A 14,541-nucleotide genomic window follows, 5' to 3' on the forward strand; every position below is an offset into this window, starting at 1 on the left:
GGATCCATCGCCAGCGCCTCACGCGGCGAGATCCCGAACAACTCGGCGTCGAAGTCGGCCGCGTCGTGCAGGAATCCGCCTTCGCGGGTGGCGGAGCGGCCGGGGCCTTCGCCGTGCAGGGCGGTCAGGTCCCAGCCGCGGTCGGTCGGGAAGTCCGAGACGCCGTCCGCGCCGGACGCCACCAGGTCCCACAGGGTCTCCGGCGAGTCCACCCCGCCCGGGAATCGGCAGCCCATGCCCACGATCGCGATCGGCTCGTCGGTGCCTGCCGTGGTGCGGGCTGCCGTGGCCGGGAGGTCCGCCGCGCCGAGGAGTTCCGTGCGGAGTCGGGCGGTGAGCGCGAGCGGGCTGGGGTGGTCGAAGACGAGGGTGGCGGGGAGTTGGAGGCCGGTGACGGTCTTGAGACGGTTGCGCAGGTCGACGGCGGTCAGGGAGTCGAAGCCGAGGTCCTTGAAGGCGCGGGTGGGTTCGACGGCCGCCGTGCCGGTGTGGCCGAGGACTGCGGCGACCGCCGTCTGGACGAGGTCGAGCAGCAGCCGGTGTTGTTCGTCGGCGGGCAGGGCGTGCAGGCGGCGGGCGAGGGCGTTGTCGGTGTCGGTGCCGACGGCGGCCTTCCGGCGGGCGGTGGGCAGCAGGCCGTGCAGGATGGTGGGGGCGGTGTCGCGGTGCGCGGCGAGCGCCGTGGTGTCGAGCGCGAAGGGCAGCGCGAGGGGGTGCTCGGTGCGCAGGGCGGTGTCGAAGAGGGCGAGGGCCTCGTCTGTGGCCAGGGGCGGGAAGCCGTGCCGGCGCAGCCGTGCGACGTCCGACTCGGCCGTGCGGCCACCCATCCCGTCGGCCGTCGCCCACATGCCCCACGCCAGGGACAGCGCGGGCAGGCCCTGGGCGCGGCGGGCCGTGGCGAGGGCGTCCAGGACGGTGTTCGCGGCGGCGTAGGCGGCCTGGCCCGGGTTGCCGAAGATGCCGGCGACGGAGGAGAACAGCACGAAGGTGTGCAGGTTCTGATCGGCCGTCAGTTCATGCAGGTTCAGGGCGGAGGTCGCCTTGGCGGCGAGTACGCGGGTGAGCCGGTCGGGGGTGAGGTCGGTGAGGAGGCCGTCGTCGAGCACTCCGGCCGCGTGGATCACTGCGCTGAGCCGTACGTCGTCCAGGGCGGCGGCCAGTGCGTTCCGGTCGGCGGCGTCGCAGGCGACGACCCGGGCGCGGGCCCCCGCTTCGGTGAGTTCGGCGACGAGGTCGTCGGCTCCTGGTGTCCCGGGGCCGCGACGGGACATGAGCAGCAGGTCGCGCACGCCGTGCTCGGCGACCAGGTGCCGGGCGACGAGGGCGCCCAGACCGCCGGTGCCGCCGGTGACGAGGACGGTCCCGGTCTCCGGCCAGGCGCCGGGCTCGGTGGCCGCGGGTTCGGCGGTGCGGGTGACGCGCGGCAGCAGGACCTGCTCGCCGCGGACGACGAGTTGGTCGGCGTCGAGGGCGGCCAGTGCGGTGCGGAGGGTGGCCAGGGCCTCGGGGGTGCCGTCGGTGTCGGCGACGGCGAAGCGGCCGGGGTGCTCGCCGGCCGCGGTGCGCAGCAGGCCCCATACGGCGGCGGCCACGGGGTCCGTGGCGTCGTCGCCGGCCGCTCGGGTGGTGACCGGGACCAGGCGGGCGTGCGCGAAGCGGTCGTCGGCGAGCCACGTGTGCACGGCGGCCAGGACGTCGACGACACGATCGTCGGTGGTCGTGCCGGAGCCGACGGGGAGGAGCACCGTCGCCGGGTCGGCCGCGGCGAGGGCGTCGAGGCTGGTCCCGTGGACGAGCGCCGGGTCGACGGCCGTCCACGGGGAGGAGTCGTCGGTCAGGACGGCCACGACGGGAGCCGCGTCGCCCCCGCTGTCGGACGACGGCGACGGGAGGGCGACCGAAGTCCACTCAAGCCGGAAGAGGCCGCCCATACGGGGGGTGTCGTCGCTGAGCGCGGTGAGCGGGCGCAGCACGAGGCCCTCGACGTCGGCGACGGGGGCGCCGGTCTCGTCAGCGGCGTGCAGGGTGACGGTGTCGTCGGTGTGCCGGGTGAGGCGGGCGCGCAGGCCGGTGGCGCCGACGGCGTGCAGGTGTACGCCGCTCCACAGGAACGGCAGCCGGGCCCGGTCGGCGGTGTCCTGTGGCAGCGCGAGGGCGTGGAGCACGGTGTCGAGGAGGGCAGGGTGCAGGCCGAAGGCCGTGGCGTCTTCGGCGCCGTCGGGCAGGGCGGCCTCGACGAGGAGGTCGTCGCCGTGCCGCCAGGCGGCGGTGAGGCCGCGGAACGCGGGGCCGTACGCGAGACCGGCCCCGTTGAGCCGGTCGTACAGGCCCTCCAGCGGGAGCGGTTCGGCTCCCGCGGGAGGCCAGGCCCGCAGGTCCCAGGAAGGGGAGGGACCCGCGGGGGCGAGGGTGCCGGCGGCGTGCAGGGTCCAGGGCGCGTCGTCGGGTGCGCCGTCGGGGCGTGCGTGCACGCGCACGGCGCGGGTGCCGTCGGCCGCGGCGGGTTCCACGGCGATCTGGACGTGTGCGGTGCCGTGCTCGGGCAGGACGAGGGGCGTGTGCAGGGCGAGTTCGGCGACGGTGCCGCAGCCCGCCTGGTCGCCTGCCTGTACGGCGAGTTCGACGAGGGCGGTGCCGGGCACGACGACACGGCCGGCGACGGTGTGGTCGGCGAGCCACGGGTGGGCGTCGGCGGACAGGGCCGCGGTGAGCAGGATGGTGTCGGTGCCCGCGGGGCGCAGGGTGGCGCCGAGCAGGGGGTGGCCGGCGCTGCCGAGGCCGAGGCGTCCGACGTCGGTGACGGTGCGGGTGGGCCGTAGCCAGAACCGTCGGTGGTGGAAGGCGTAGGTGGGCAGGTCGACGCGGCGTGCACCGGTGCCGTCGAACAGGGCGGCCCAGCCGACGGCCGCGCCGTGGACGTACATTTCGGCCAGTGCCGTGAGCAGGGACTCGGGTTCGGGTGTGTCCTTGCGCAGGACGGACGCGGCGGGGGTGTCGCCGGCCGTGCGGGCGAGGGCGGTGAGGACCGGGTCGGGGCCGATCTCCAGGAGGCGGCTCGCGGCCTGTCGGTCGGTGGCGGTGGTGAGGGCGTCGTGGAAGCGGACCGGGCGGACGATCTGGTCGGCCCAGTAGGCAGGGGTGGCCCAGTCGGCGGCCGTGACCGGGGCCCCGGTGACGGTGCTGACGGCGGCGAGGGTGGGCGGGCGGAAGGTGACGGTCTCGGCGACGCGGGTGAACTCGGCGACGGCGGGGGCCATGTGGGGCGAGTGGAAGGCGTGCGAGACACGCAGCCGGGTGACGCGCCGGCCCAGTTCGCGGGCGGCGGCCATGACCTGCTCGACGGCGTCCTCGGTCCCGGAGACGACGACCGCGCGAGGCCCGTTGACGGCGGCGATGGCGACCGTGGCGCCGTCGAGCAGGTCGGCGACGTCGGACTCGTCGGCCTCCACGGCGGCCATGGCGCCGCCTTCGGGCAGTGCCTGCATGACGCGGGCGCGGGCGGCGACCAGGCGTGCCGCGTCGGCGAGGTCGAACACTCCTGCGACGTAGGCGGCGGCGTACTCGCCGATGGAGTGGCCGAGGACGAGGTCGGGCCGGGTGTCCCAGGAGCGCAGCAGTTCGGCGGTGGCGGCCTGGAGGGCGAACAGGGTGGTCTGCGCGTATCCGGTGCGGTCAAGGAGGGCGGCTTCGGGGGTGCCGTCGGCGGCGAACATGACGTCGCGGACGGGGAGTTCGAAGCCGGGTGCACCCGCGAGCGCGGCGTCGAGGGTTTCGCAGACGACGTCCAGGACGGCGGCGAAGACGGGGTGGGCGTCGTACAACTCGCGTCCCATTGCGGGGCGTTGGCTGCCCTGACCGGTGAACATCCAGGCCGTACGGCCGTCGACGACCGTTCCCGTGACGGTGCCGGGGGCCGGGTCGCCGGTGGCGAGGGCGGCGGTGCGCTCGCGCAGGATCGCGGGGCCGGTGCCGAGGACGACGGCGCGGTGGTCGAGGCGGGCGCGGCCGGTGACGAGGGACAGGCCCGTGTCGGTGTGGTCGGCGTCGTGGGCCGCGAGGCGGGCGGCCTGGGCGGTGAGGGCGTCCTGGCTGCGGGCCGACAGCACCCAGGGCACGACCGGCGGCGCGGTCACCGTGCGCGGCTCGGCGTCGGCGGGGGCGGGGGCTTCCTCGACGATGACGTGGGCGTTGGTACCGCTGATGCCGAACGCGGAGACACCTGCCCGGCGGGGCCGTTCGGCGCGTGGCCAGGGCCGGGATTCGGTGAGCAGACGGACGTCGCCCTCGGTCCAGTCGACCCGGGTGGAGCGGGTCGCGGAGTGCAGGGAGCGGGGCAGGAGTTCGGCCCGCAACGACATCACGGTCTTGATGAGGCCGGCGACGCCCGCGGCGGACTGGGTGTGGCCGATGTTGGACTTCACTGAGCCCAGCCACAGGGGGTCGGTGCGGCCCTGCCCGTAGGTGGCCATGAGGGCCTGGGCCTCGATGGGGTCGCCGAGCCGGGTGCCGGTGCCGTGCGCCTCGACGGCGTCGACGTCGGCGGTGGTGAGGGCGGCGGCCTCCAGAGCCTGGCGGATGACGCGTTGCTGGGAGGGGCCGTTGGGCGCGGTGAGTCCGTTGGAGGCGCCGTCCTGGTTGACGGCGCTGCCACGGATGACGGCGAGGATCGGGTGGCCGTGTCGCTGGGCGTCGGAGAGGCGCTGAAGCACGATGATGCCGGCGCCCTCGGACCAGCCGGTGCCGTCGGCGTCGTCGGCGAAGGACTTGCAGCGCCCGTCGCCCGCGAGACCGCCCTGCCGGGCGAACTCCAGGAACATGCCCGGGTTGGCCATCACGGTGGCGCCACCCGCGAGGGCCGTGTCGCACTCGCCGGACCGCAGCGCCTGGCAGGCCAGGTGCAGGGCGACCAGGGCGGAGGAGCAGGCGGTGTCGACGGTGACGGCGGGGCCTTCGAGGCCGAGGGTGTAGGCGATGCGACCGGAGGCGACGCTGGGGATGGAGCCGGTGAGCAGATAGCCCTCGGTCTCCGGGGTGGCTTCGTGGAGGTGGCCGCCGTAGCCGTTGCCGGAGACGCCGGTGAAGACGCCGGTGCGGGAGCCGCGCAGGGAGGTCGGGTCCAGGCCGGCCCGTTCCAGCGCCTCCCAGGAGGTCTCCAGCAGCAGCCGCTGCTGCGGGTCCATGGCGAGGGCCTCGCGCGGGCTGATGCCGAAGAGGTCCGGGTCGAACAGGGGCGCGTCGTGGAGGAATCCGCCTGCGGCCGTGGTGTCGCCGAGGGCGCCGAGGTCCCAGCCGCGGTCCTCCGGCACGGGTGTGATGCCGTCCCGTTCGCCGGCGACGATCTCCCACAGGGCCTCGGGCGTGGTCGCGCCGCCGGGGAAGCGGCAGCCCATGCCGACGACGGCGACGGGCTCCCGGGACGCGGTGACGAGGTCCTGGTAGCGCTGCCAGAGCCGGTCGTTCTCCTTGAGGGACTCGCGCAGGGCTTCGACGAGCTCTTCGGAGGATGCAGTCATGTCCTTCTCCACGGTCGCGGTGAACGAGTCGGGGCGGTCCTCGGTGCCGGCCGGTGCGCTGGTGCGGTGCCGGCCGGCACCGGCGGTCACGCCGGTCGCTGCACTCGCTTCAGGGCCAGCTGGACGAGGCTGTCGGCGCCCATCGCGTCCAGGGATTCGGGCTGTCGGGGCTGTTCGGCGGGAGCGGCATCGGATGCGTCGTCGGGACCGGTGGCGGCGGCCGGCCGGTCGGCGAGGCGGCGCAGCAGGTCGAGCACGCCGGACTCACGGAGCCGGGCCATCGGGATCGCGGTCAGCAGGTTCCGTACCTGTGGGTCGATGCCGTCGTCGGCGGAGTCGGCCGCCACGGGCGTGGCCGTGTCGGCGAGGAGCCGGTCGCGCAGGAGCCGCACCAGGTCCTCGGGGGTGGGGTGGTCGAAGACGAGCGTGGCGGGGAGGGTCAGCGCGGTGGCGGCGCCGATCCGGTTGCGCAGGTCGACGGCGGTGAGCGAGTCGAAGCCGATGTCCTTGAAGGCGCGGGTGGGTTCGACGGAGGCGGGCGAGGAGTGGCCGAGCACGGCGGCGACCTGGGCGCGGACCAGGTCCAGCAGGAGCTGGTCCTGTTCGGGGGCGGTCAGGGCGGCGAGCCGTGCGGTGAGGTTCCCGGCCGTGGCGGACGCGTCGCGTGCGGCGGCCTTGCGCCTGCGTGCGGCGGGCACGAGGTCGCGCAGTACGGCGGGAAGGTGGTCGGCGTGGTCGGCGAGCGCGGCCGGGCGCAGCGCGACGGGGACGGCGACGGGTTCGTTGACGCGCAGGGCGGCGTCGAGCAGGGCGAGGGCCTCGTCGCCGGGCAGGGCGGGGAAGCCCTGGCGGCGCATGCGGGCGAGTTCGGCCCGTGACAGGGTGCCGCCCATGCCCGCCTCGGTCTCCCACATGCCCCAGGCGAGGGACACCGCGGGCAGCCCCTGGGCGCGGCGGGCGGTGGCCAGCGCGTCGAGTGCGGCGTTGGCGGCGGCGTACGCGGCCTGACCCGCGGAGCCGATCACTCCGGCGACGGACGAGTAGAGCACGAAGGCGTCCAGGCGGTGACCGGCGGTCAGCTCGTGCAGATGCCGTGCGGCGTCCGTCTTCGCGGCCAGTACGCGGGCCAGGCGCTCGCCGGTGAGTCCGGTGAGGATGCCGTCGTCGAGGACCCCCGCCGTGTGCACGACGGCGCTCAGCGGGACGCCGTCGAGGACGGTGGCGAGCTGCTCGCGGTCGCTCACGTCGCAGGCGACGACGTCGACCTCGGCTCCCGACTCGGCGAGCGCGGCGCTGAGTTCGGCGGCGCCGGGGGCCTCGGGGCCACGGCGGGACAGCAGCAACAGGTCGCGGACGCCGTGCCGTTCGACGAGGTGCCGGGCGAGCAGCGCGCCGAGGCCGCCGGTGCCGCCGGTGATCAGCACGGTGCCCGGCCGGGACCAGGGCGCGGGCACGGTCAGGACGACCTTGCCGACGTGCCTGGCCTGCTGGAGCAGCCGCAGTGCCTCGGGAGCGCGGGCGATGTCGAAGGCGGTCACCGGGATCGGCCGCAGTGCGCCCTGCTCGAACAGCTCCAGCAGGGCGCCGAGCATCTCGCCGATCCGGTCGGGGCCGGCCTCCACCAGGTCGAAGGCCCGGTACGACACCCCGTGCTCGGCGGCGACCTCGGCCGCCTCGCGGATGTCGGTCTTGCCCATCTCGACAAACCGTCCGCCCGGCCGCAGCAGCCGCAGCGAGGCGTCGACGAACTCCCCGGCGAGCGAGTCGAGGACGACGTCGACGCCGCCGTCCGCCCGGAAGCGGTCCTCGAACTCCGTCGTACGGGACGAGGCGACACGGTCGGCGGGGACGCCGAGCTCGCGCACGGCGGGCCACTTGCCCTCGCTCGCCGTGGCGTACACCTCGGCGCCCAGGTGCCGGGCGAGCTGCACGGCGGCCATGCCGACACCGCCGGCGGCGGCGTGGATCAGCACCGACTCGCCCGCCTGGAGCCCGGCGAGGTCGACCAGGGCGTAGTAGGCGGTGAGGAACACGATCGGCACGGACGCCGCCTGCTCGTACGTCCAGCCCTTCGGGATCGGCGCGAGCGTGCGGGCGTCGGCCACGGCCGTGGGTCCGAAGGCGGCGTCGAGCATGCCCATCACCCGGTCCCCGACGGCCAGGCGGTCCACGCCGGGCCCGGTCTCGACGACGACGCCCGCGCCCTCCAGGCCCATCCGGCCGGCGTCGCCGGGGTACATGCCCAGGACGTTCAGCACATCGCGGAAGTTGACGCCCGCCGCCCGCATGGCGACGCGGACCTCGCCGGGGCCGAGCGGGCGCTGCTCCTCGGGGACGAGCGCGATGCCGTCGAGGCGGCCTTGGTCGACGATGTCCAGACGCCATGCGTCGCCGCCGCCGGCGGGCGGGGCGAGCACCCCGTCGGTGGCCATCCGGACGAGACGCGGCAGCCACACCCGGCCGGCGCGTACCGCGAACTGCGTCTCGTCGGTGGCACGCAGGACCGCGGCGAGGGCGTCCGTGGAGGCCGGGTCGTCATCGGTGTCGGCGAGGGCGAACCGGCCGGGGTTCTCGCTGATCGCCGTGCGGACCAGCCCCCACACACCGGCCGCGGCGACATCCGGCGCCCCGTCCGTGGCGTTGTCGACCCGTACGGCTCCCTCGGTCAGCACGACGAGGCGCGAGGCGGCGAACCGTTCGTCGGCCAGCCACTGCTGAAGCCGGGAGAGGAGGGGGGCAACGGTGGCGCCGACGTCATCCCCGCTGCCCGGGGCGACGGGGAGCAGCACCGTGTCGGGTACGTCGCCGGCCGCGGCCAGCGCGTCGAAGTCGGCGTGGGTGAGGGCGGGGAGCCCGCCGGGGGCACTGCCGACGACCGTCCACACCGTCCGGTCCGCGACGGCCGCGAGCTCGGGGGCCGGGGTCCAGTGCGGCCGGTACAGGTCGTCCGGGCCGCCCGCGCTGAGGTGTCGCGGGGACCGGGCCCGCAGTACGAGGGAGTCGATCTCGGCGACCGGTTCGCCCATCGCGTCGGCGATCCGCAGGGCGACGTCCCCGGCGCCGCGCGGCGTGAGCCGGGCCCGGACGGTGCCCGCGCCCACGGCGGCCAGGCGGACCCCGGACCACAGGAAGGGCAGCGAGCCGTCGGTGGTCTCCTCGTGCAGTCCGAGGCCGTGCAGGACGGTGTCCAGCAGGGCCGGGTGCAGTCCGTAGGACGGGCCGTCCCCGGCCACGGGTTCGGGCAGTCCGGCCTCCGCATAGAACCGGCCCTCGTGGCGCCAGACCCGGCGCAGACCTCGGAAGGCGGGGCCGTAGTCGAGGCCGGACGCGGCGAGCCGGTCGTAAAGGTCACCGAACTCCACCGGCTCGGCACCGGCGGGCGGCCAGACCTTCAAGTCCCAGTCGGGAGTGGGTGGTTCGGCGGTGTCCAGGGTGCCCGTGGCGTGCAGCGTCCAGGGTTCGTCGGGTCCGGCGTCCTGCGGGCGGGCGTACATGTGGAGCGTGCGGCCGGCGTCCTCCTCGGCTCCCACGGCGATCTGAAGCTGTACGGCACCGTGCTCCGGCAGCACGATCGGAGCACTCAGAGCCAGCTCGGCCAACTGCCCGGCGTCCACCCGCTCCCCGGCCTGAAGCGCGAGTTCCACGAGAACCGCACCCGGCACCACGACGGAGCCTGCCACGGCGTGATCGGCCAGCCACGGGTGCGTCCGCAGGGACAGGCTCGACGTGAGCAGCACGGAATCCGAACCGGCCACCGGCACCGCGGCACCCAGCAGCGGGTGATCCGTCCGGGCCAGCCCGAGCCCGTCGGCGTCCGACACGGCCGGCGGCGCGTCGAGCCAGTAGCGCTGCCGTTGGAAGGGATAGGTGGGCAGGTCGACGCGACGTGCGCCGGTCCCTTCGAAGAGCGCGGACCAGTCGAAGTCGGCGCCTTGGACGAAGAGTTCGGCGCAGGCGGTGAGCAGTGTCTCCGTCTCCGGGCGGTCCTTGCGGAGGGTCGCCGCGGCGGATACGTCGCCCGCCAGCGCGGTCAGCACGGGGTCCGGGCCGATCTCCAGGAAGCGCGCGGCACCCTGGGCACGGGCCGAGTCCAACGCGTCACGGAACAGGACGGGCTTGACGATCTGCGCGGCCCAGTAGGCGGCGCTCGTCCAATCGCCGTCGGACAGCGGCGCACCGGTCAAGGTGCTGATGGCCGTCACGATCGGCCTGTTGAAGCTCACCCGCTCGGCGACGGCCGTGAAGTCGGCGAGCACCGGCTCCATCAGCGGCGAGTGGAACGCGTGGGACACCCGCAGTCGCCTGGCACGCAGTCCCGCATCCCGCGCCCGCTCGGCGACCGTCTGGACGGCGGCCTCGTTACCGGACACCACGACGGACGTGGACGAGTTGACGGCCGCGATCACCACACCGTCCACCAGCCACTCGGCAACCTCGGCCTCCGACGCCTCCACAGCCGCCATCGCGCCACCCACAGGCAACGCCTGCATCAACCGAGCCCNNCACCAACGCCACCTGCAACGCGAACAACGCCGACTGCGCATACCCGGTCCGATCTTCCGCCTCCTCGGCGAACAACACCTCCATGAGCGGCCGCTCGAACCCGAGCTCGGCATCCAGCAACCCACAGACCTCGTCCAGCGCCGCCGCGAACACCGGGAACGCGTCGTACAACTCCCGGCCCATACCCGGACGCTGACTCCCCTGCCCCGTGAACATCCACGCCGTACGCCCCTCGACCGCCGCGCCGCTGACGACGGGCTCGGTGAGAGCGGTGTGCAGGGTGGCGGTGTCGGGGCCGAGGACGACGGCCCGGTGTTCGAGTGTCGCCCGTGTCGTGGCCAGGGAGAGGCCGATGTCGAGCGGGTCGCCGGTCGCGGTCGCCAGGCGCTCGGTCTGGGCGCGCAGGGCGTCGGCGGTGCGGGCGGAGACGATCCAGGGGATGAGCGGGAGCCCGGCCGAGGGGGCGGGGCCGGGTGCCCGCTGGGCGAGCGGGGGTTCCTCGACGATGACATGGGCGTTGGTGCCGCTGATGCCGAAGGAGGAGACGCCTGCGCGGCGCGGGCGTTCGCCGCGTGTCCACGGGCGTTCCTCGGTGAGCAGTGCGACGGCCCCGACCGCCCAGTCGACATGCGAGGACGGGGCGTCGATGTGCAGGGTGCGTGGCAGGCGCTCCGCGCGCATCGCCATCACCATCTTGATGACCCCGGCGACACCGGCGGCGGCCTGGGTGTGGCCGATGTTCGACTTGATCGACCCGAGGTACAGGGGCTCGTCGCGGTCCTGGCCGTAGGTGGCGAGCAGGGCCTGTGCCTCGATCGGGTCGCCCAGACGGGTGCCCGTGCCGTGGGCCTCGACCGCGTCCACATCGGCCGTGCTCAATCCGGCCGCCGCCAGTGCCTGCCGGATCACCCGCTGCTGCGACGGGCCGTTGGGGGCCGTCAGGCCGTTCGAGGCGCCGTCCTGGTTGACGGCGGTCCCGCGGATCACGCCGAGGACGCGGTGGCCCCGGCGGCGGGCCTCGGACAGGCGCATGAGCACCAGGACGCCGGCGCCCTCGGCCCAGCCCGTGCCGTCGGCGCGGTCCGCGAAGGACTTGCAGCGCCCGTCGGCGGCCAGGCCGCGCTGGCGGGAGAACTCCACGAAGGTCTGCGGGGTGGCCATCACGGTCACGCCGCCGGCCAGTGCCGTACCGCACTCCCCGGACCGCAGGGCCTGGCAGGCCAGGTGCAGGGCCACGAGGGAGGAGGAGCAGGCCGTGTCGACGGTGACGGCCGGCCCTTCGAATCCGAAGACATAGGCGATGCGCCCGGAGAAGACGCTGCCCGCGTTGCCGTTGCCGAGGTAGCCCTCGACCTCGTCGGGGACGGTGTGCAGCCGGGCCGCGTAGTCGTGGTACATCAGGCCCGCGTAGACGCCGGTGTCGGTGCCGCGCAGGGACGTCGGGTCGATGCCCGCACGCTCCAGTGCCTCCCACGCCGTCTCCAGCAGCAGCCGCTGCTGCGGATCCATCGCCAGCGCCTCGCGCGGGGAGATCCCGAACAGTTCGGCGTCGAACTCGGCGGCGTCGTGCAGGAATCCGCCTTCGCGGACGTACGCGGTGCCCGGCCGGTCGGGGTCGGGGTCGTAGAGCCCGTCGAGGTCCCAGCCGCGGTCGGCCGGGAAGCCGGAGATGCCGTCGGCGCCGTCGGCGACCATACGCCACAGGTCCTCCGGGGAGGTGATGCCGCCGGGGTAGCGGCAGCCCATGCCGACGATCGCGACGGGTTCGTCGGCGCCGGCCGGGCGTGCGACCTGGGCGGCGGGGGCGCCGGCCGGGTCCTCGCCGAGGAGTTCACGGTGCACGAACGCGGCGAGGGCGCTGGGGCTCGGGTGGTCGAAGACGAGGGTCGCCGGGAGGCGCAGGCCGGTCGCGGTGCCGAGGTGGTTGCGCAGGTCGACGGCGGTGAGCGAGTCGAAGCCGATGTCCTTGAAGGCGCGGGAGGGGTCCACGGCGGCGGCGTCGACATGGCCGAGCACGGCGGCGACCTGGGTCTGCACCAGGTCGAGCAGGGCGCGGTCCTGTTCGGCGCGGGTCAGGCCGCGCAGCCGGGCGGCGAGCGGCAGGTCCGCGCCGCCCGCGGTGCGCTGCGCCGGGCGCTTGCGGCGGGCCGCCGGGACGAGGCCGTGCAGTACGGCGGGCAGGGCGTCGCCGCGTGCGGCCAGCGCGGCGGTGTCGAGGGCGGCGGGCACGAGGGCGGGTTCACCGGTGCGCAGTGCGTCGTCGAGGAGGGCGAGCGCGTCGTCGGTGGTCAGGGCCGGGTAGCCGAGGCGGCGCATGCGGGCCACGTCGGCGTCGGTCAGACGGCCGCCCATGCCGGCGGTGTGCTCCCACATGCCCCAGGCCAGGGAGGTGGCGGGCAGGCCGCGCGTGTGGCGGCGGGCGGCGAGGGCGTCGAGCGCGGCGTTGGCCGCCGCGTAGGCGGCCTGCCCGGCGGAGCCGACGACTCCGGCCACGGCGGAGAACAGCACGAACGCGCGCAGGTCACGGTCGGCCGTCAACTCCTCCAGATGCAGGGCCGATTCGGTCTTCACAGCGAGGACGCGCGCGAGCCGGTCGGGGGTGAGGTCGGTGAGCACGCCGTCGTCGAGGACGCCGGCCGTGTGCACCACGGCACTCAGCGGCACGCCGGACAGGGCCGTTTCGAGGGCGGCACGGTCGGTGACGTCGCAGGCGGTGACGGCGACCCTGGCCCCGTGGCCGGTGAGTTCGCGGACCAGTTCGCCGGCGCCGGGCGCCTCGGGACCGCTGCGCGAGAGGAGCAGCAGATCGCGTACGCCGTGTGCGGTCACGAGATGCCGGGCGACCAGGGCGCCCAGCCCGCCCGTGCCGCCGGTGATCAGTACGGTGCCGTCGCCGGGCCAGCCCGGGCCGCCGGTCACGGCGTCCGTGAGACGACTGAGGCGCGGCTGCAGGACCTGGCCGTCGTGGAAGGCGAGCTGGGTCGCTCCGGCGTCGACGAGCGCGCCGAGCCGTTCGGTGAGCACCTGCCACGACTCGGACGTCCCGTCGGTGTCGGCCAGTGCGAACCGGTCGGGGTGCTCGCTGATCGCCGTACGCACGAGACCCCAGACGGCGGCGGCCGCCGGGTCGGTCAGGACACCGGTGGTGACGACGGTCAACCGGCAGGCGGCCAGGTCGGGTTCGGCCAGCCAACCCTGGAGCGCGGTGAGCACAGCGGACGCCGGCTGTCCCGCCGGCAAGGGCAGCAGGACGGTCGCGGGGGTGTTCTCGGCGGCGGTGAGAGCCGCGAGGTCGGGGAAGGCGGTGATCCCGGTTGCGGCCGGGACGGACATGGTGTCCCCGAGCACGGCGAGGCCCGTGGGTGTCCCTGCCTGCGGCGCGGGCACCTGTGTCCACCGCATCCGGTACAGATGCCGGGCCCGTCCACCGGCTCCGACCTCACCCGCCGCCACCGGCCGCAGCACCAACTGGTCGATGTCGGCGACCGGTTCACCGGCGGCGTCGGCGATCCGCAGAGCGACCTCGCCGGGCGCGCGGACGCTCAGCCTGGCCCGTACGGCGGACGCTCCGACGGCCGTCGGGTACACGCCGGACCAGAGGAAGGGCAGCAGTGCCTTGCGACGGCCCTCCCCTGCCCGGGCGTCGGCCTCGGTGTCGTCGATGCCGAGCGCGTGCAGCACGGCGTCGAGGAGAGCCGGGTGCAGCGCGAATCCGGCCGCGTCGTCGGCCGTGTGCTCGGGCAGCTCCGCCTCGACGAACAGATCGTCGCCCGCACGCCACAGGGAACTCAGCCCCTGGAACGCCGGGCCGTACATCATCCCGGTCTCGGCGAGACGCGCGTACAGGTCGTCGACCTCTACCGGCTCGGCACCGGCGGGCGGCCAGACGCGCAAGTCCCAGTCCGGCGCGGTGGAGCGGGCCGCACCGAGGGTGCCGGTGGCGTGCAGAGTCCATGGCTCGTCGTCGGGCGCGCCGTCCGGCCGTGCGTGGATCCGCACGGTACGGGGCCCGTCGGCCTCGGACTCGGCCGGGTCGACCGACGTCTGCACTTGTACGGCCGTGTCGTGCGGCAGCACCAGCGGGGCGCGCAGGGTCAGCTCGTCCACGCTGTGGAGACCGACGTGGTCGGCGGCCTGGACGGCGAGTTCGAGCAGCGCGGTGCCGGGGACGACAACCGTGCCGTCGACCGTGTGATCTCCGAGCCACGGGTGCGTGCGCGCGGACAGCCGCGACGTGAGAACGGCGGTGTCGGAACCGGCCAGCCGTACGGCGGCACCGAGCATCGGATGCCGCGTCGCACCGAGACCCAGCCCGCCGGCGTCGAGGACCGGGCGGGTGGGTTCGAGCCAGTAGCGCTGCCGTTGGAAGGGGTAGGTGGGCAGGTCGACGCGACGTGCGCCGGTCCCCGCGAACAGCGCGGACCAGTCGAAGTCGGCGCCCTGGACGAAGAGTTCGGCGCAGGCGATGAGCAGCGTCTCCGTCTCCGGGCAGTCCTTGCGCAGGGTCGCCGCGGCGGGCACGTCG

The 14,541-nt window shown here is 75.0% G+C and carries 3 protein-coding genes and 1 pseudogene; all 4 read right to left on the reverse strand.

Going from position 1 to position 14,541, the window contains the following annotated elements; all coding sequences use genetic code 11:
* A partial coding sequence (locus ACFPQ9_RS11915) for a type I polyketide synthase (protein ID WP_380851065.1) occupies nt 1-5,513 on the reverse strand: 5,513 nt, incomplete at its 3' end.
* Nucleotides 5,514-5,599: 86 nt separating this feature from the next.
* A complete protein-coding gene (locus tag ACFPQ9_RS11920) occupies nt 5,600-9,976 on the reverse strand; it encodes an SDR family NAD(P)-dependent oxidoreductase (protein WP_380851059.1) in 4,377 nt (1,458 codons plus the stop codon).
* Entirely contained in the window at nt 9,873-13,418 is a 3,546-nt protein-coding gene (locus ACFPQ9_RS11925; RefSeq protein ID WP_465269566.1) for a type I polyketide synthase, read from the reverse strand. The genes ACFPQ9_RS11920 and ACFPQ9_RS11925 overlap by 104 nt, the downstream gene beginning before the upstream one ends.
* 96 nt (nt 13,419-13,514) lie before the next feature.
* Nucleotides 13,515-14,300: pseudogene (locus tag ACFPQ9_RS44675) on the reverse strand (polyketide synthase dehydratase domain-containing protein); the annotation flags it as partial.
* Nucleotides 14,301-14,541 lie beyond the last annotated feature (241 nt).

It is taken from the genome of Streptomyces coerulescens (assembly GCF_042657965.1).
Lineage (GTDB): Bacteria > Actinomycetota > Actinomycetes > Streptomycetales > Streptomycetaceae > Streptomyces > Streptomyces coerulescens.